Genomic DNA, 19,029 nt, shown 5'->3' on the forward strand with positions numbered 1-19,029 from the left:
AGATGGCTGGCGGAGGTGGTTAACATGGCAGGCATTACCGGTATCGGTTCCGGAATGGATATCAACAGCATGGTCGGGGCCTTGCTGCAGGCAGAGACTGCGCCCAAGGCGGCCCAGCTGTCGCGCCTGGACAAGGCAGCAGAGGCCAAGTTTTCTGCTTTGGGCACGCTGCAGGGCGCACTGGGTACGTTCCAGACCGCGTTGAAGGACCTGAACAAGGCATCCCTGTATGACAACCTCAAGGCGTCCTCTTCCGCAAGTGACACGCTGGGCGTGTCTGCCGAAAAGACCGCCCTGGCCGGCAAGTATTCGGTTGAGGTGGAGCAGCTGGCCACCAGCAGCCAGGTGGCCACAGCGCCACTGGCCAAGGATTTCACCGCCGCTGCTGCAGGCACCCTGACCTTTGGTATCGGAGCTGACGATGAGAAGCCTGTCAGTATCCAGGTTGCCGAGGGTGCAACCCTGACTGAAATCCGCGATGCGCTCAACGAGCAGCTCAAGGACAAGGGCATCAGTGCCAACATTGTCAATAATCCGGCAGATGGTACATCCCGGCTTGTGTTGACCTCGAAGGAAACCGGTGAAGGCAAGGACATTCAGGTCAGTGGCGCGCTGGGTGATGTCGACTTCGCAGCCGGGCTGCAAACGTTGCAACCGGCACAGAATGCCAAATTCAGTGTGGATGGCCTGCAGCTGGAGAGCGCCACCAATACCGTCAAGGACGTGATCCCTGATGTGGAATTTACCATCAAGGCCAAAACTGAAGAAAACAAGCCTGTTACTGTAACGGTGGGCGAAGACAAGGCGGGCGTGAAAAGCCAGCTGAAAAAATTTGTCGATGCTTACAACCAGTTGATGACCACGGCCAAAGACCTGACCCGTGTCACTTCGGTGGGCGAGGACAAGGCTCCGGTCACCGGTGGTCTGGTTGGTGATGCCACCGTGCGCAATCTGGTCAACGGGGTGCGGGCCGAACTGAGCAACCCCGGCTCTGGCTCCGGTGATTTGCGCGCGCTGACCGATCTGGGCATCAGCCTGGACAAGGACGGCAAGCTGCAAATTGATGACAAGAAGCTGGATGCCGCACTGGAAACCAACTTTGACCAGGTCGGCAACTTCCTGACTGGCGAAGGCGGCCTGATGACGCGGATGGAAAGCCGCATCAGTGCGTTTGCCGGCAAGGACGGCATCATTGGTACTCGCCAGAAGAGCATCGAGGCCCAACGTTCGGACATTACCAAGCAGCAGGAGCGTCTGGCTGAGCGTTCAGCCAAAATCGAGGCGCGGCTGTTCAAACAGTTCAACACCATGGATGCACTGGTTGGCCAGTTGAGCCAGACCAGCTCCAGCCTTGCGGCATCGCTGGCCAGCCTGCCGGGCTTTGGCAGCGGAAACTGATTTTATGACTAACCCGATAGAGACGTATAGGACAATGAGCGAAGCACAAGAGCTGACCCCTTACGAAGCGGTGCAAGTATTGCTGGATGGCGCGCTGGAATACACGTCCGCTGCCATAGTGGCGCAGCAGGGCAACGATCCGGCCGGTCGTGGCGAGGCAGTTGATACCACCCTGACCATCATCGGCCTGTTGCAGGACAGCCTGGACCGCGAGTCCGGTGGCGAGCTGGCGCAGAATCTTGATGCCCTGTATGACTACATGACCCGCCGCTTGGCGCATGTGGCGATCGACAAGACCACTGGTACCCTGGATGAAGTCCAGTCGCTGGTGGTGCAGATCCGCGATGCCTGGGCCCAGATTGATCCGGCCAAAGAGCCGGCCATCCTGTAGGTACGAATTTATTCGTATTTTGTAGGTGCGGATTTATTCGTATTTGTAGGTGCGAATTTATTCGCACAAACAGATGCCGCACAGGATGTTGTTCGAATAAATTCGAACCTACAGGGTTGCAGCGCTTGCGGGAAGAGTCCATCAACAGGTATGCACGGTAACTAAAGCTTTTCCCGATGCCGCCGATAAGGGTTTCAACTTGGCAATAAACCCGGAGTAAACATCATGAACGCCTTTGCAGCCATGCAGCAGTATCAGACAGTGAACACCCAGGCCCAGGCGGCCGCGGCGGACCCACATCGCCTGATCCAGATGCTGATGGAAGGCGGCCTGACCCGACTGGCACAGGCGCGCGGTGCCATGGAACGCGGCCAGACCGCCCTCAAGGGCGAACTGATCGGCAAGGCCATCGGCATTGTCGGCGGCCTGCGCCAGGGGCTTGATCTGGACAAGGGCGGCGAGATCGCCCGCAACCTGGACAGCCTGTATGACTACATGGCGCGCCGTCTGATGGAAGCCAACGTGCAGAACGACCCGGCAATCCTCGAAGAGATCGCGGCGTTGCTGCGCGAAGTCAAGGACGGCTGGGATGCCATTGCCGCCTGATGCAGGGGCAGGGCACAACAACCACAGGGGTACCCCATGAACGCGACCGTACTTCAACTTGAGCAAACCCACAGCGCCCTGCAGGATGCACTGCAACGCTGCGACTGGGAGGCGGTGGGGACGCTGGACCTGCAATGCCGCCAGGCAGTCGATCAGGCGCTGGCCGACCCGCACACGCCGGTCGAGGTGTTGCGTGACCGCATGCAGGCACTGCTCGATCTGTATCGCGAGCTGGTCGACAGCTGTAGCGGCGAGCAGCAACGCATTGCCGGTGAGCTGGTGCAGTTGCAGCAGTCAAAAAAAAGGGCCAAGGTCTATCAGCTGTTTGAGTAACGGCAGCAGCTACGCTCAATGACGACAAATGACAACGGCGGACATGGTTCCGCCGTTTTCTGTTCTGGGTGTTTTTTGGCGGCGTGGCACATTGCTATTGCACTTGCATGCCGTGCATAATGTCAAACAACGCAAAAACTGAAAATAGTCGCCATTAAATTGACAATGGTGGCAGTATTGTCTTTACTTGCACCGTCTGTGAACGAAGCGCCGCAGCTCTTCCCGTTAACTTGTTGCTGATTTTTTGAGTGGCCCGGATGTTACAAGAAACCAAGCTTTTACTGATTAGTGATGATTTGGATCAGCGCAAGGACTTCGGCGCAATTTTCGATTTTATCGATGAAGAGTCGATCCTGAGCGATGTGGCCGGCTGGCGTGATGCTGTTGCCGGGCTGGCATCCAGCCGGGATGTGCTCTGCGTTTTCCTCGGGGGCGAGGATTCCGGCAAGCTGCTGGAGCTGTCCAGGGACGTTGACGCCTGGGATGCCGACATGCCCATTGTCATCCTGGGTGACCTGTCTGCTGGCTGGCCCACCGAGCAGCGTCAGCGCATTCTTTGTAACCTCGAACTGCCGCCACGCTACAACCGCATGCTGGATTGCCTGCACCGTGCCCAGGTATACCGTGAAGCCTATGCCGATGCGGTGCATGGGCGTACCCGCCGGGGAGAGGCGCTGTTCCGTAGCCTGGTCGGCAACAGCCGTAGCGTGCACAAGGTGCGGCAGATGATGCAGCAGGTGGCCGATACCGAGGCCAATGTGCTGATTCTGGGTGAATCCGGTACCGGCAAGGAAGTGGTGGCGCGCAACCTGCATTACAACTCTGACCGCCGCGACGGGCCCTTCGTGCCGGTCAACTGTGGCGCGATTCCTGCCGAGTTGCTGGAAAGCGAGCTGTTCGGCCATGAAAAGGGTGCCTTTACCGGTGCCATCAGTGCCCGCGACGGGCGTTTTGAGCTGGCCAGGGGCGGTACGCTGTTTCTTGACGAAATTGGCGACATGCCGCTGTCGATGCAGGTCAAGATCTTGCGAGTGCTGCAGGAGCGGATGTTCGAGCGCGTTGGCGGTACCAAGTCGGTCGAGGCTGACGTGCGTATCGTTGCCGCAACCCACCGCGATCTGGAAACCATGATCGGTGAGGGCAAGTTCCGCGAGGACCTGTATTACCGGCTCAACGTGTTTCCCATCGAGATGCCGGCCCTGCGCGAGCGCACCGAGGACATCCCGTTGCTGATCAACGAGCTGGTGTTGCGCATGGAAAAGGAAAAGCGCGGCTCGATCCGTTTCAATGCTGCCGCGATCATGTCGCTGTGTCAGCACGACTGGTCGGGCAACGTGCGCGAGCTGGCCAACCTGGTTGAGCGCATGGCGATCATGCACCCGCACGGGGTGATCGGCGTCAGCGAGCTGCCGAAGAAGTACCGCTATATCGAGGAAGATGCCGAGGTTCAGGAAATCCGCGAGGAGTTGTCGGAGCGGGCGGTGCTCAACGAGTTGATCCAGGGGGCCGCACCGGTGATTTCCACCGAACAGGCCCTGCCGGAAGAGGGCATCGACCTGCGCGAGCATCTGGCCAGCATCGAGCAGAACCTGATCGAGAAAGCGCTGGACGAAGTGGGCGGTGTGGTGGCTCGTGCTGCCGAGCGCCTGCAGGTGCGTCGTACCACATTGGTGGAAAAAATGCGCAAATACGGTATCAACCGCAAGGAAGATTCCGAAGAATGACATTCGCCGGTCCGGGTTTGCCCGGGCCGGTCCCGGCCCTGGTGCCGTCGGGCACCATCATTCCTCCAGCAATTCCCTCGGCACCTGGTGGCGCAGGCACAGCTGGCACTGGCCGGTCGGCTTGTCGAACAGGATCACTGCCTGGCCTTTTTCCAGCGCCCTGCGTACCCGTTCGATACGGGTGGCAAAGGGTGTGTCGTCACCGTTGTCGGTGCCGTCACGGGTGACAAAGTCCTCGATCAGGCCTTCAAGTGCGACAGCGCTGAGCTGGTCATGGGGTATCAGCATGGGGTTCTCCAACAGGGTTGTGCAGGGTGCCGGCCGGCCAGCATAGCGCAAGATGACGGGCATTTTGTCGGGAAAAGCCGTTTTTTACCGCAGATGATCGCGTTTTGACGGCAAGTGCGACTTTGGTCCTTGTCTGGGCCGATTTGACTGCGCTAGAGTAGCCGGCTTTTACAGGATGTTTCCGGGGGAAACCATGAATGCTGTTGTGATTGCCGTGGCGCTGATGCTGGTGCTCAGCCTGTGCCGCGTGCATGTGGTGGTGGCGCTGATCATTGGTGCCATGACGGGCGGCCTGCTGGGCGGGCTGGATATCAACGCGACGCTGGCCGCCTTCAACAAGGGGCTGGGCGGCGGTGCCACTGTGGCGCTGTCCTATGCGTTGCTCGGTGCCTTTGCCGTCGCCATCGGCAAGTCCGGCGTGGCTAACGCGCTGGCCGAGAAGATCCTGGCCGCCATTGGCCGGCAGAACGGCACCAGTGCCGAAGCCGTCAAGTGGGTGCTGATCCTGCTGCTGTTGCTGGCGGCGATATCCTCGCAAAACATCCTGCCGATCCACATCGCTTTCATTCCCCTGCTGATTCCGCCGCTGCTCTATGTGATGAGCAAGATGCAGCTGGACCGCCGCTTGGTGGCCTGTGTGCTGACCTTCGGCCTGATCACGCCGTACATGTTCCTGCCGGTCGGCTTTGGCGGCATCTTCCTCAAGGAAATCCTGCTGGCCAACGTCGAGCGCGGCGGGGTTGATGTCACCGGTATCAGCGTGATGCAGGCGATGTTCATCCCTGCATTGGGCATGGTTGCCGGCTTGCTCATTGCAGTGCTGTTCAGCTATCGCCGCAAGCGCGTGTACGCCTTGCCGGAAGAGGGCGCCGAGTCGCCGGTGGTGGGCAGCAGCTACAACTTCAAGAGCCTGGTGGCCGCTGCGGTGGCGGTGGCGGTAGCCTTTGCCGCCCAGTTGTGGCTGGACTCGATGATCATTGGTGCGCTGCTCGGTTTTGTGGTGTTTTCGCTGTCGGGTGTGGTGCGCTGGAAAGAGGTGGATGACCTGTTCACCGAAGGCATGAAGATGATGGCCATGATCGGCTTCATCATGATCGCCGCCTCCGGCTTTGCCGAGGTGATGCGCGAGACCGGCCAGGTGCAGACGCTGGTCGACAGCTCGGTGGCCATCATTGGCGACAGCAAGGGCCTGGGTGCCTTTCTGATGCTGCTGGTGGGCTTGCTGGTGACCATGGGTATCGGTTCGTCGTTTTCGACGGTGCCGATCATTGCCGCCATTTTCGTGCCGCTGGCGCTGCAGCTGGGCTTCGGGCCGCTGGCGATCGTCAGCCTGGTCGGTACGGCCGGTGCGCTGGGTGATGCCGGTTCACCAGCGTCGGACTCGACCCTCGGCCCGACTGCCGGCCTGAACATGGACGGCCAGCACAACCACATCTGGGATACCGTGGTGCCGACCTTCATCCACTACAACATTCCGTTGCTGATCTTTGGCTGGATCGCGGCGATGATTCTGTAGGGCGGCTACCAGTAGTTCTCGACTGCCACCTGCCCGGGACGGCGGGTCAGGGACAGCTGCATATCGCGTTTTTTCAGCAGCTTGCGGGTGTCGTCAACCATTTGCGGGTTACCGCAAATCAGCACCCGTGAGTGCTCCGGTGTCATCGACAGGCCGGCTGCCTGTTCCAGCCGGCCATTGTTGAGCAGGTCGGTGATGCGCTGGTCGAGGCAGCCCGCGACCTTTTCACGGGTGACCACGGGAACGAACACCAGCTTGTGCGCATGGGGAGCGATATATTCACGGGTCGTCAGCTCCTGCAGCAGCTCGCGGTAGGCCAGCTCGGCCTGCGTGCGTACGCTGTAGACCAGCACGATGCGCTCGAAACGCTCCCACACGGCGAAATCCTGCAGGATCGACAGAAACGGGGCGACACCGGTGCCGGTCGCCAGCAGCCACAGGTCGCGGCCATCGCCAAAGCGGTCCAGCGTCAGAAAGCCCTGTGGCTGTTTCTCGATCAGGAGTTCGTCACCCACCTTGAGCCGGCTCAAGACACTGGTAAACTCGCCGTCCGGCACGACAATCGAAAAGAAGTCGAGAAACTCGTCGTACGGGCTGGACACCATCGAATACGCCCGCCACACCAGGTTGCCGCGTTCGCTACGCACCCCGAGCCGGGCAAACTGGCCGGCGGTAAAGCGGAAACCGTCATCACGGGTGCAGCGAAAACTGAACAGGCTGGGCGTTAAGGGTAGAATGTCCGTGATGGTCTGACGTGTAAATTTTTCGTCTGGCTGATTCATACCTGACTCCTTTACCAGGTTATTCTCGTACCATTCATACACGCTTTTTCCGCAAATTTAAACCGGTAACTTACATGGCTATTCTGGAAACACCTTTCGCCCGTCTGGATCTTGAGCGCTACCCGGCGCAGGGCAATTCGCCACTGCAGCCCTTCAACGCGGCCGACGAGTACCTGCTGCAACGCCTGCACGAGCAGCAACTGCCGGCCGGCAGCCGTGTTCTGGTGGTCAATGACGGCTTCGGTGCCCTGGCGCTGAGCCTGTGCGGGCAGTATCAGGTCAGCAGTTGCAGCGATTCCTTCCTGGCGCAGCAAGGGCTGGCCAACAATGCCGAAGCCAACGCGGTGGATGTCGCGGGCATCGGGCAGGTCAGCCGCACCTGCGAGCTGCAGGGCGACTTTGCTGCCGTGCTGATCCAGATCCCGAAAACCCTGGCCTTGTTGCAGGACCAGCTGGCCGGTCTGCAGCCGCTGCTCAAGCCGGATACGCTGGTGCTGGCCGGAGCGATGATCAAGCACCTGCCGCGTGCGGCCGGTGACCTGCTGGAGCAATATGTTGGCCCGGTACAGGCCAGTCTGGCGTGGAAAAAGGCCCGCTTGCTGCAAGCGCAAGTGGCCGGCCTGGAGGCGCAGCCCGGCCCGGTGCCGGTAACCTATGCGCTGCCCGAATTCGATTTGCAGCTGCTCAACCATCCCGGCACCTACAGCCAGGAAAAGCTGGATGTTGGTACCCGGCTGTTGTTGCAACACTTGCCGCAGGACCTGCAGGACAAGCGCGTGGCTGACCTTGGCTGCGGCAACGGCGTGCTGGCGCTGGCCTGTGCGCGGCTCAACCCGCAGGCGGAGTTTGTGCTGGTGGATGAAAGCCATGCCGCGATCCGCTCCGCCGGTGACAACTGGCAGGCGGCTTTTGCCGGGCGTGCGGCGCAGATCCTGGTTGGTGACGGCTTGCGCACACTGCCGGCCGCCAGCCTTGATCTGGTGCTGTGCAACCCGCCTTTTCACCAGCAACAGGTGATCAATGATTTCCTGGCGCTACGCATGTTCCGCCAGGCGCACCGTGTGCTCAAGCCGGGCGGTGAGCTGCTGATTGTCGGCAACCGCCATCTGGGCTATCACGTCAAGCTGCGGCGCTGGTTTGCCCGGGTCGAGCAACTGGCCGCCCATCCGCGTTTTGTCGTGTTGCGGGCCAGCAAGGCCGCCGATAAATAACATCGAAGCACAACGCCATACCCCATGTAAACGCAGCCGGATACCGGAAAACACTTCATGACCGCCACAGATTCCATCAAGCAGCAGCTGCAGCAGTTGCGCACACAAATCCTCCAGCACGACTACCAGTACTATGTGCTGGATGCGCCGACGGTGCCGGATGCCGAGTACGACCGGCTGTTTCGCCAGCTGCAGCAGCTGGAGCAGGAGCATCCCGATCTTGTTACTGCCGACTCGCCAACCCGGCGCGTGGCCGGCCAGCCGTTGAGCGCCTTTAGCCAGGTGCGTCATGCCGTACCCATGCTTAGCCTGGGTAATGCCTTTGCCGAAGCGGATATGCAGGCGTTTGTGCAGCGGGTCGGGCTGGCCGGTGACGGGCCGGTTGTCGGCGACCTGTTCGCGGTGGCGGACGCTGCCGTGGAGTTTTGCTGCGAGCCCAAACTCGACGGGCTGGCGGTCAGCATCCTGTATCGTGACGGCGTGCTGGTGCAGGCGGCAACCCGGGGTGACGGCACTACCGGTGAGGACATCACCCATAACGTGCGCACCATCCGCAATGTGCCCCTGCGCCTGCTGGGTACGAGCTGGCCGGACGAGCTGGAGGTGCGCGGTGAAGTCTACATGCCGCTGGCCGGCTTTGAGGCGATGAACGAGCGCCTGCGCGAGGAAAACGCCAAACCCTTTGCCAACCCGCGCAATGCCGCTGCCGGCAGCCTGCGCCAGCTGGATGCCCGCATTACCGCGACGCGGCCGCTGAAGTTCTGCAGTTATGGCAGTGCCAGTAGTGATCTGGCCGACAGCCAGAGCGCGACCCTTGAGCAGCTGAAGCGCTGGGGCATTCCGGTCAGCCCGGAAATGCGTGTGGTCAGCGGCTTGCAGGGCTGTCTTGAGTATTACCGGGACATGGGGGAACGCCGTGACCGGCTCGACTACGAAATCGACGGCGTGGTGTTCAAGGTCAACAGCGTCGAGCAGCAGCAGGAGCTGGGCTTTCGTGCCCGCGAGCCGCGCTGGGCAATTGCCTACAAATTTCCGGCACGGGAAGAGATTACCGTGCTGCAGGCGGTCGAGTTCCAGGTTGGCCGCACCGGGGCGATTACCCCGGTGGCGCGGCTGCAACCGGTGCAGGTTGGCGGCGTGACGGTGTCCAATGCCACCCTGCACAATATGGACGAGATCCAGCGGCTGGGCCTGATGGTGGGCGACAGCGTGATTGTGCGCCGTGCCGGCGACGTGATTCCGAAAGTCACCCAGGTGGTGCCGGAGCGCCGCCCGGCCGATGCCCGGGCGGTGGAGATGCCGCAGCAATGCCCCGAGTGCGGTGCCGATGTCGAGCGCACGCAGCTGGTGCGCCGCAGCAAGGGCCGTGAAACCCTCAGTGAAGGGGCAATCTGGCGCTGTGTCGGGCGCTTGAGCTGCCCGGCCCAGTTGAAACAGGCGCTGCTGCACTTCGTCTCGCGCAAGGCCATGGAAATTGACGGCCTGGGCGAGAAGATCCTTGACCAGCTGGTCGAGCGCCAGCTGGTGCAGTCACCGGCCGACCTGTACCGGCTGACCCATGAGCAGGTGATCGGGCTGGACGGCTTTGCCGAGTTGTCGACGCAGAATCTGCTTGATGCTCTTGCGGCGAGCAAGCAGCCGGAGCTGGCCCGTTTCCTGTTTGCCCTCGGCATTCCCGATGTCGGCGAGGAAACCGCCAAAACCCTGGCCCGCACACTGGGCTCGCTGCACAACATCAGCCGTGCCTTGCCGCAAACCCTGATGTGGTTGCCGGACGTGGGGGCCGAGGTGGCACATGAGATCCATAATTTCTTTCAGGATGCGCACAACAGCTCGGTGGTGCAGGATTTGTTGCGGTGCGGCATCCGGCTGCAGGGCGAGGGCGAGGTGGCAGCCGGCTTGCGTGGCTCGGTCAGTCTGGCCGCCTTTATCGAACAGTGGCAGGTGAGCGGTATTGCCCGCACCGGTGCGCAGCGGCTGGCGGAGCACTTCGGTACGCTGGACAAACTGCTGGCAGCCGACTGGCTGGACCTGAGTGCCGTGCCCCGGTTGCCGGAAAAAACGGCGCGAGCCTTGCGCGAATACCTGCAGGACGAACAGAACCGCACGCAGGTACAGGCGGCCGAGCAGCAGCTGCTGGAATTTGGCATGCACTGGAGCTGTGAAGCGGTGCAGGGCGAGGCAGCGCCACTGGAAGGCCAGACCTGGGTGTTGACCGGAACCCTCAGCCAGCTCACCCGCAGCGAGGCCAAACAGCAACTGGAAGCGCTGGGTGCCAAGGTGGCCGGCTCGGTATCGGCCAAGACCAGTGTCGTGGTGGCCGGTGAGGCGGCCGGCTCCAAGCTGGCGCGGGCGCAGGAGCTGGGCATCCGGGTGCTGGATGAAGAACAGTTTTTGCAGGAGCTGGCCAGGCTGCAGTAGCAACCTTTGTAGGTACGAATTTATTCGTACATGGCAGTCCAGCGCTTTTGTGCGAATGAATTGGCACGCATCTAGTGGAATGACGTTTGATATAGTGAACCTGCTGGCCAAGGATGGTATCACTGCTTATTTCTGCCACTGGAACTGTCATGACGACCATCGAGCTGAACGAAGAAAACCTGCCCCGGCTGGCACCGCGTCCGTGTGACTGTCACAAGGGCCAGTTGGGTCATGCCGTGATTGTTGCCGGTGGCGCGGGCATGGGCGGTGCCGGTTTGCTGGCGGCACAGGCCTGTTTGCGATTGGGCGCGGGGCTGGTCAGCCTGCTGACCCATCCCGATCATGTGGCTGCCAGCCTGGCCCGCCAGCCGGAAGTGATGGTACATGGCGTGACCACGGCCGCCGGCTTGCAGCCGCTGTTGCCACAGGCCACGGTGCTGCTGCTCGGGCCGGGACTGGGGCAGACAGGCCAGGCGGCCGACATGCTTGAGGCGGCAGCCGGGTCGCCGGTGGTGCAGGTCTGGGATGCCGATGCGCTCAATTTGCTGGCGCTGCAGCCGGAGCGTTTCATTGCTGCCGGCCCGCGAATCCTGACTCCCCATCCGGGCGAGGCTGCCCGTCTGCTGGGCTGGTCTGCTGGTGAGGTGCAGGCGCAGCGCGAGCAGGCAGCCCTGCAGCTGGCCCGTCAGTACCAGTCGGTGGTTGTGCTCAAGGGCCATGGCAGTCTGATTGCCGATCCGGGCGGGCAGCTGCTGGTTTGTCGGCATGGTCATCCGGTGATGGCCGGTCCGGGTTTTGGGGATGTGTTGGGTGGCGTCATTACCGCCTTTGTAGCGCAGGGCATGTCATCGGTGGATGCGGCCTGCCTGGCCGTTTGGTTGCATGCCCGGGCCGGAGAGCGGCTCGCTGCACAGGGCAGGGGGGTGATCGCCAGTGACCTGTTAACTCCCATGCGTGCGTTGCTGGAGGCCTGGAGCCCGGTGTGATGCGAAACACCGGGTATCTGGATCAGCGCCATGCAGTGCTGCAGGGATGTTGCAAGTAAATCCGGGGCTGCCCCGGACAGCTGTAACGGCCCAGCCCTTTGCGGCCAGTGCTCTGCTGGATCTGCCTTTTCTGACATCCAGGGCCCCGTGCGACGGGCTGTAATGACTGGTAGCAGGGAGTGACGCCGCAAGCGGCATGACAAGAATCAATGATTTACAACTTTAAAAGTTGATAACGATTATCATTTGTAATATGTTGATCGCGATCGTCTGCCTGTTGCAGATCTTGTCGTTCCGGAGTGATTCCCCATGCATAAATTCCCCCTTAAACCTCTGCTGCTGGCTTGTCTGGCGGCCAGCTGCCAGCTTGCGCAGGCTGATGATGAGGTCAGCCTAGGTACTGATGTGGTCACCGCCCGTGGCTACGCCAGTGACAGTTTTTCCACGCCACAGGCCATCGAGGTGGTGCGGCCCGACGCAACCAGCACCGGCCCGGCCGGCAACCTGTTGCGTGGCAAGCCCGGGCTGGCTCTGCATTCCGATGGTGCCTGGGGGCAGAACCCGGTGCTGCGCGGCCTGAAGAAGGAAAGCGTGGTAGTGATGGTGGACGGCATCCGCATGAATTCGGCGCAGCCGCAGGGGGCACTGGCGTCCTTCATGGATCTGGGCTTGCTGGACCGCGTCGAGGTGGTCAAGGGGCCGGGTTCGGTGCTCTATGGCAGCGGTGCCATGGGTGGCGTGGTCAACCTGCTGACACCTGAGCCGCGCTTTAGCGACGAGGCCCGCATGGGCGGCCGCTTTGGTCTCTCGGCCAGCAGCGTCGACCGTGGTGTCGCCGGTGCCCTGCTGGTGGAGGCCAGCAACAGCGATCATGGCCTGGTCGCCGGCATTTCCGGGCGTGACGTCGGCAACTACAAAAGCCCCGACCGCCGTGAAAAGCGCACCGGTTACGACTCAGGTACCGCCTTGCTGAAGTATCAGTACCGGCTGGCCGACGGCTATGTGCTGCGGGCTTATGCGCAGTATCACCAGGATGAGGATGTCTGGTATCCGGGGTCAACCAAGCCTGGCCCGAGTGCTGCCGTTGGCAGTTTGACCATCCACTCACCGAAGCAGACCCGTGAACTCTATGGCCTGGGGCTGGATGCGGCTTTGCTGGGAGGGACCCTTTCAACTGATGTTTATCGTCAAGAAGTCTATCGCGAGATTCGTGGCTGGTCGTCCGGGCAGCGTCGCAACATGGTCAGTAACGATGTCAGTTTCATCACCCACGGCCTGCGCAGCCAGTGGAATGGTGCAGTGGGTAGCCACTGGCTGACCGTTGGTGGCGAAGCCTGGCAGATGACTGGCGACCCGGAGCGTTACAACTACCAGCCGCCGGCGTTTGCAGCGACCCGGACCGACCCGTTCAAGGACGGCAAGCTGACCTCCTATGGTGTTTTCGTCCAAGATGAATTTACCCTGGGCAGCACCGAGCTGACCGCTGGCGCGCGTTTTGACCGCAACAAGGGTACAGCCAAGCAGAAGGGCATGGGCACAAGGCTGATGACTAGCGGCCTGACCCGCAGTGACAACAGCTTCTCTTGGTCGCTGGGTGCGCTGCAGCCATTGACCGATACGCTGAACCTGTATGCCAATGTCGGCCAGGCCTATCGTTCACCGGATATGCGTGAACGTTTCGAGGATGCCGAGCGTGGTGATGGCTATTTCCATATCGGCAACCCCAAGCTGAAAGCCGAGCGCTCCACCAGTTACGAGCTGGGGCTGAAGGGTCGTGACGGCCTGCAGAACTACCAGTTGGCCGCCTTCTATACCCGTATTGATGATTACATCGCTGGCCGGATAACCGGTGAGACAAACCAGCCCAACAATCAGCCCATCAAACGTACTGAGAACCTCGACAAGGTCGTCATTTTCGGTCTGGAGGGCAGCCTGGAGCAGCCGGTCGGCGACTTCATCGTCGATGCCGGCTTCACCTGGCTGCGCGGCAAGAACAAGCAGGATAACGAGCCCCTGTACCAGACTCCGGCCAGCGAGCTGCGTCTGGGCATCGGTCAGCCGGCTGATGTTGGCTTCTCCTGGCATACAGGCGTGCGTGCCGTGGCCAGGCAGACCCGCATTGCCAAGAAGTTCAGTAATGGCACCGAAGACAAGACCTCCGGCTTTGTCACTGCCGATATCAACCTGGGTTACGGCTTTGGCAGTGTTGCCGGTCTCAAGTCCAGCCGGGTTGACCTGCAACTGAGCAACCTGACCAACAAGAAGTATCACGAACACCTGACCGACGGCCTCAGCGGCTACGAGCTGAAGGCTCCGGGCCGCGGTGTGACACTGGCGGTCAGCGGCAGCTTTTGATGGTCTTTTGCGCAGAAATAAAGAAGGGAGCCAATTGGCACCCTTCTTTGTTTGCAGCTCTTTGTGTTTTCTTAGAAGCGTTCAAACACACCCAACAGCGTACCCAGCCACAGGTGACACAGGATACTGGCGACATAGCCCAGTGCAATGGCGGGCAGCCAGCGCAGGTGACTCATGAAGGTGTAGTGGCCGCGGGCGGCACCCATCAGGGCAACACCGGCAGCGGAACCGACTGACAGCAGGCTGCCACCGACACCGGCGGTCAGGGTCACCAGCAGCCAGTGGCCGTGGCTGATCGCAGGGTTCATTTCCAGTACGGCGAACATTACGGGGATGTTGTCCACCACGGCAGAGATGATACCGATGCCGACGGCAGCCCAGGTGGCACCCAGATCTTCAAACAGTACAACGGATACCAGTTGCAGGTAGCCCAGGTAGCCCAGACCGCCTACACACATGACCACGCCGTAGAAGAACAGCAAGGTGTCCCACTCGGCCTTGGCAACAGGGCTGAACACGTCAAACGGAACCACGCCACCCAGATACTTGAGGGCTTCCTCGTCGTGCTTGGCTTCGGCACGCTTGCGCTTCTTGTCCAGGGACTTGGGCAGGGTCATGCGCAGGAAGTAACCGAAGAACTGCAGGTAGCCCAGACCGACCATCATGCCGAATACCGGTGGCAGACCCAGGAACTGGTGGCCCAGAACCGCAGTAACGATGGTGAGCAGGAACAGGGCGATGATGCGGCGGGCACCACGCTTGAGGACCACTGTTTCGGTGACGGCAGCAGGCTTGCCGGCAGGAATGAAGAAGTTCATGATCAGCGCGGGAACACCGAAGTTCAGCACTGAAGGCAGGAACAGGTCGAAGAATTCGAGGAACTCGACGCGACCAGCTTGCCATACCATCAGTGTGGTGATGTCGCCAAAAGGACTGAATGCGCCACCAGCGTTGGATGCTACTACGATGTTAATACAGGCAATGGCAATGAACTTGCCCTGGCCTTCGGCTACCTTGAGTACCACTGCACACATCAGCAGGGCGGTGGTCAGGTTGTCGGCTACTGGAGAAATGAAGAAGGACATGACACCTGTCAGCCAGAACAGTGTACGGTAGCTGAAACCCTTTTTTACCATCCAGGCACGCAGTGCATCAAAGGTGCGGCGCTCTTCCATGGCGTTGATGTAGGTCATCGCCACCAGCAGGAATAGCATCAACTCGGTAAAATCGAGGAAGTTGACGCTGAACGCCTCTTTGGTTGCGACAGCATCTGTGCTTACGATTCCGACCAGCAGCCAGATCAGGCCGGCGCCGATCAGCATGGGCTTGGATTTGCGCAGCTGCAGTTTTTCCTCACCGACTACCACCAGGTAAGCGATGACGAAAACAAAGACCGCCAGATAGCCCCACAGGGTGTTGGTGGCATCGAGGTTTTGTACTTCGTTAGCAAACACAGGAGTTGCGAACAACCCGGTAGCAAGCAACATGGATAGTTTACGTAGCATGGGATTCTTCTTCAGGTTGACCAAAGGGAGTGCAGAGCCAGGACAGGTACTGCGGACGGCGACAAATTGTATCAGGATGTGCAGAGCAATGCATGGGGTGCCCCCGGTGCGGGGGTTACCACAGGTTACACTTTTCTTTTTTGTTGAAAATTATTCTCATGAATAACAATGGGTTGTGGTTGTGTCGAGTTGTGGGGGCGCAGAAGTGCCCGGTAATCATTTCAACAAAACTTCATTCTGGACAATTTTGACTGTTGTTCAGGCAGGGTTTTTTGGCAAGTCGGGCAGGGGCTCGGCGCAACCGGCCTGGCCATCGCTGCGCGGGCTGCACAAAATGCCGAAGAAATGCAGGGCAAACAGGGCAAAAGCCGCTATCCACAGCAGGCCCGCGACGATCAGCAGGGTGCTGTAAAGGGGTAGCAGGCTGTATACACCGGCCAGTGTCCGTACCACTCCGGCAGCAGCCAGCAGCAGGGCCGCCAGTGGCAGCCAGCGGCGGCGGTCGAGCCAGAGCCCGGAGTGGATGCGCGAAACGATGCACATGATGGTAAAGATCACCAGCCCCATGCTGCCGGCCAGCAACAGGTGGCGCGCTGCCGATGGCAGGATGGGCGCACCCATCCAGGCTGCGCCCAGCGCGCCATAACCCAGTGCCATCAGCCAGTAGCTGCCATACAGCATCAGGGCCAGACGGCTGAACAGGGGCTTGCCGATATGCCAGTCATTGAGCAGGTGCAGGATGGCTGCCATGGCTGCCAACGCGGTCCAGCCGGTAACCGGGCTGTTGCCCAGCAGCAACTCGGTGACGGCGCACAGCAGGATGCTGGCAATGGCCAGGTTACGCCGGGGCGGGCGGGCCAGATACACCGCTGCATCCGGATCGCTGATGCTGGTGTCGGATTCGACCAGGTTGTTGACCACGCTCATCGAGACCCGGCTGGCCGCGAGGATGATCAGCACCATGAACAGGTGGGCAGCGGCATACAGCCAGGCCATTGCCTGTCCGCCATGGGCCAGGCTGATGAAAAAACCGGTCTGGATGCCGGCCAGCATCAGGACGGCCAGCGGAAAACTGATATGCCTGCGGTCAGGGTCTTGCCAGGTCGGCGGGACGATACGCCAGAGCAGAAATGCCCAGAACGCAAGGTTGAGCAACAGGGCCGGCCAGGGCGTCAGCCAGCCGGCCAGCAGATAGGCCAGCCGTGCGGCCAGCCACAGCAGGCTCATGTGCAGCAGGGGGCGTGCAGCCATGAAGCCGGTACGGGTGAACTCGGGAATGGCGGTCAGGGCGAAGCCTGCGGTGGCGGCAGCGGCAAAGCCGAACAACAGCTCGTGAGCGTGCCACAGGGTCCAGCCGCCGGCAATGTCCAGTGCCGGCAACCAGCCTTGCAGGGCGAGTAACCAGAGGCCCATGAACAGCACCGCACTGGCGGCGGTAAAGATGAAAAATGGCCGGAAACTGCACAGCAGCACCGGGGAATGCAGACAACGCTGATGCAGACTCATGGTGCGCAGCCTCCGTGGGCAACAGGTTGCGGCATGTCTTCGTGATTGATGCCGACACCGTCCAGTTGAAAACCGAGCCGTACCAGCGGTTGCTGCATCAGCTCGACACTGGTGCGGTAGATCCAGTTGTCGTCACGCAGAGCATGGGGTTGTGCCATGGGGAATTCCGCCAGAATACGGCCCGGCTCGGGAGCCATCATCAGGATGCTGTCTGCCAGCCGTACGGCCTCCATCAGATCGTGGGTGATCATGATGACGGTGGTGCCATGCTCTTCGACATGGCGGCGCAGAAGCTGATACAGCTCAAGCTTGAGGCCGATGTCCAGCGCGGAAAAAGGCTCGTCCAGCAACAGCAGCTCGGGGCTGACCAGCAGGGCGCGGGCCAGTGCAACCCGGCTTTGCATGCCGCCGGACAGCTCGTGGGGGTATTTGTCCAGATCATCACGGGTCAGCCCGAGCTGGCCGGCCAGCTCAATGGCGCGTTGCTGGCGCTCCAGGCGGCTGATTTTTCGTGCTTTCAGGCCCAGGGCGATGTTGTCCAGTGCGGTTTTCCAGGGCAGCAGGCGCGGCGACTGGAACATGCAGGCCAGTTGTTCGAAGGGCTGTTCAAGATGGCCTTCGCTGTGGGTCAGCAGTCCGGCAATGATGTGCAGCAATGTGCTTTTGCCGCAGCCGGACGGCCCGACCAGCGCCAGGGTCTGGCCGCTGCTGACGCTCAGGCTGATGTTGTTGAGGACTTCGACGATGCCGTATTTGTGGAACAGGTTGTCGACTTTCAGCTGCTTCATGCTCATGCATTTTCCTCCTGTCGCCAGCGTTCGACATGCCGCTTGATCGGCTCCAGCAGTAGATACTCGGTAGCCAGCAGCGCAGCCAGCACGGCCACCACCCAGGCCAGGGTGCCAGAGGTATCCAGCTGGGCGCGGGTTACCGCCAGTGCCGCACCGACCCCGTCGGAGCTGCTCAGCAGTTCGGCCATCACCACCACCTTCCAGGAGGTGCCCAGTGCGGTGATCCAGGCAGGAAACACATAGGACGCAAGGTGTGGGAGGTAGACATCGGTAAGGCGCATCAATGGTGGCAGGCCGTAGACATCGGCGACCGCCTTGAGCTGGTTGTCCAGCGTGCGGGTGCCCTGCATGGCACCGGCAAACACGATCGGCAGACAGGCGATGAATACGGTAAAGACAGGTGTGGCATCGCCCAGGCCGAACCAGAGCATGGCCAACACCAGCCAGGCAATCGGCGGCATGCCGAGAAACAGGGTGACCAGCGGACGGGACAGGATTGAGGCGGTAACGGAAAACCCGGCCAGCATGCCGAGAAAAGTACCGGCGGCCAGTGCCAGCAGCAGGCCGTACAGGGCCCGGCGGGCTGAAATGAGCAGCTCGGGCAGCAGCTCGCCCTGGTCAAACAATGTGCCCAGTTGTTTCAGTGTCTCGACCGGACCGGGCAGGATCAGGCTGCCGTAGTAGAGCCCGGCAAGCTCCCAGGCGGCGCAGAATAGCAGCAAACTGGCAATGGCGCCCCAGCCGCTCCAGAGATAAGAGAGCGTGGCAGAGAGGGAGCGGAGAAAGTAATTAAACATGGAGGGGTTTTCTTTTTTTGGGGCTTGAATCGTGTTGGCTGCTGGATTTGTGTTTGGCGGATCGGGTTACAGTTGCGCAAAGACGCCGCGAGTACATCCATGTAGGCTCGAGGGCGACATCCATGTCGCCCACGCTTTGCTCCACTGTAACCCGAACCGCTTTGTATACATTTGTGTTGCTTGCCGGTTTTACGGTGGTGATATTACGCCCCAAAAGGTTGGAGGAGGAAGTGGCGCAGGCTGCGCCTGCACCGTCCGGTAGGCTCGGGCCATTGAGTGTCCCTTGTGCGAATAAATTCGCACCTACATGTGTTTGCGGCAGTTTTGTGCATTTCAGCCAACACTCCCGTTAATTGTAGGTCCGGATTTATCCGGACAAAGCCCGGCAAAGCCGGGCCATGCTTTTCTTCCCCTTCGCA

Annotated in this window: 16 protein-coding genes; 10 read left to right on the forward strand and 6 right to left on the reverse strand. The window is 60.8% G+C overall.

Annotated elements, in window-relative coordinates; all coding sequences use genetic code 11:
* Window positions 1-24: 24 nt before the first annotated feature.
* The 5 genes from fliD to AR306_RS04900 all read left to right on the forward strand — a co-directional run bounded on the left by fliD (window position 25) and on the right by AR306_RS04900 (window position 4,452).
* The gene (gene fliD, locus AR306_RS04880) at window positions 25-1,398 is read left to right on the forward strand and encodes a flagellar filament capping protein FliD (RefSeq protein WP_101496512.1); all 1,374 of its coding nucleotides are present in this window, start codon (window positions 25-27) and stop codon (window positions 1,396-1,398) included.
* Between the two features lie 4 nt (window positions 1,399-1,402).
* On the forward strand, window positions 1,403-1,789 hold the full coding sequence (gene fliS, locus AR306_RS04885) for a flagellar export chaperone FliS (RefSeq protein ID WP_101496422.1): 387 nt from the start codon (window positions 1,403-1,405) through the stop codon (window positions 1,787-1,789).
* 225 nt (window positions 1,790-2,014) lie between these two features.
* On the forward strand, window positions 2,015-2,395 hold the full coding sequence (gene fliS, locus AR306_RS04890; RefSeq protein WP_101496423.1) for a flagellar export chaperone FliS: 381 nt from the start codon (window positions 2,015-2,017) through the stop codon (window positions 2,393-2,395).
* Between the two features lie 36 nt (window positions 2,396-2,431).
* Window positions 2,432-2,728, forward strand: coding sequence for a flagellar protein FliT (locus AR306_RS04895; RefSeq protein ID WP_101496424.1), 297 nt, complete (start codon window positions 2,432-2,434; stop codon window positions 2,726-2,728).
* Between the two features lie 257 nt (window positions 2,729-2,985).
* Window positions 2,986-4,452, forward strand: a complete 1,467-nt coding sequence (locus AR306_RS04900) for a sigma-54 dependent transcriptional regulator (protein ID WP_101496425.1) — start codon at window positions 2,986-2,988, stop codon at window positions 4,450-4,452.
* 57 nt (window positions 4,453-4,509) lie between these two features.
* On the opposite strand, the gene AR306_RS04905 is transcribed toward AR306_RS04900, so the two are convergent.
* Window positions 4,510-4,740, reverse strand: coding sequence for a YheU family protein (locus AR306_RS04905; protein ID WP_101496513.1), 231 nt, complete (start codon window positions 4,738-4,740; stop codon window positions 4,510-4,512).
* 193 nt (window positions 4,741-4,933) lie between these two features.
* On the opposite strand from AR306_RS04905, the gene AR306_RS04910 reads away from it, so the two are divergent.
* Window positions 4,934-6,256, forward strand: coding sequence for a Na+/H+ antiporter family protein (locus AR306_RS04910; protein ID WP_101496426.1), 1,323 nt, complete (start codon window positions 4,934-4,936; stop codon window positions 6,254-6,256).
* Window positions 6,257-6,261: 5 nt separating this feature from the next.
* Here AR306_RS04910 and AR306_RS04915 read toward each other — a convergent pair whose 3' ends face one another.
* A complete protein-coding gene (locus tag AR306_RS04915) occupies window positions 6,262-7,038 on the reverse strand; it encodes a ferredoxin--NADP reductase (RefSeq protein WP_101496427.1) in 777 nt (258 codons plus the stop codon).
* Between the two features lie 74 nt (window positions 7,039-7,112).
* On the opposite strand from AR306_RS04915, the gene AR306_RS04920 reads away from it, so the two are divergent.
* From AR306_RS04920 to AR306_RS04935, 4 genes are all read left to right on the forward strand, one after another.
* On the forward strand, window positions 7,113-8,249 hold the full coding sequence (locus AR306_RS04920) for a methyltransferase (RefSeq protein WP_101496428.1): 1,137 nt from the start codon (window positions 7,113-7,115) through the stop codon (window positions 8,247-8,249).
* A gap of 57 nt (window positions 8,250-8,306) precedes the next feature.
* Window positions 8,307-10,670, forward strand: a complete 2,364-nt coding sequence (gene ligA, locus AR306_RS04925) for an NAD-dependent DNA ligase LigA (protein WP_101496429.1) — start codon at window positions 8,307-8,309, stop codon at window positions 10,668-10,670.
* Between the two features lie 149 nt (window positions 10,671-10,819).
* Window positions 10,820-11,656 (forward strand): NAD(P)H-hydrate dehydratase, encoded by an 837-nt coding sequence (locus AR306_RS04930; RefSeq protein WP_240622479.1) that lies wholly within the window; start codon window positions 10,820-10,822, stop codon window positions 11,654-11,656.
* Between the two features lie 309 nt (window positions 11,657-11,965).
* Window positions 11,966-14,011 (forward strand): TonB-dependent receptor plug domain-containing protein, encoded by a 2,046-nt coding sequence (locus tag AR306_RS04935; RefSeq protein ID WP_101496431.1) that lies wholly within the window; start codon window positions 11,966-11,968, stop codon window positions 14,009-14,011.
* Window positions 14,012-14,082: 71 nt separating this feature from the next.
* Here the strand turns inward: AR306_RS04935 and nhaD are convergent, their stop codons facing one another.
* From nhaD to AR306_RS04955, 4 genes are all read right to left on the reverse strand, one after another.
* Window positions 14,083-15,516 carry a sodium:proton antiporter NhaD gene (nhaD, locus tag AR306_RS04940; protein WP_101496432.1) on the reverse strand — a complete coding sequence of 478 codons (1,434 nt, stop codon included), beginning with the start codon at window positions 15,514-15,516 and terminating at the stop codon, window positions 14,083-14,085.
* Window positions 15,517-15,774: 258 nt separating this feature from the next.
* The gene (locus AR306_RS04945) at window positions 15,775-17,022 is read right to left on the reverse strand and encodes an NnrS family protein (protein ID WP_101496433.1); all 1,248 of its coding nucleotides are present in this window, start codon (window positions 17,020-17,022) and stop codon (window positions 15,775-15,777) included.
* Window positions 17,019-17,816, reverse strand: a complete 798-nt coding sequence (locus tag AR306_RS04950) for an ABC transporter ATP-binding protein (RefSeq protein WP_101496434.1) — start codon at window positions 17,814-17,816, stop codon at window positions 17,019-17,021. Before AR306_RS04950 ends, AR306_RS04945 begins: the two co-directional genes overlap by 4 nt.
* Window positions 17,813-18,610 (reverse strand): ABC transporter permease, encoded by a 798-nt coding sequence (locus AR306_RS04955; RefSeq protein WP_101496435.1) that lies wholly within the window; start codon window positions 18,608-18,610, stop codon window positions 17,813-17,815. The genes AR306_RS04950 and AR306_RS04955 overlap by 4 nt, the downstream gene beginning before the upstream one ends.
* Window positions 18,611-19,029 lie beyond the last annotated feature (419 nt).

The sequence above is a fragment of the Thiopseudomonas denitrificans genome, from assembly GCF_002866065.1.
Taxonomy (GTDB): Bacteria; Pseudomonadota; Gammaproteobacteria; order Pseudomonadales; family Pseudomonadaceae; genus Thiopseudomonas; species Thiopseudomonas denitrificans.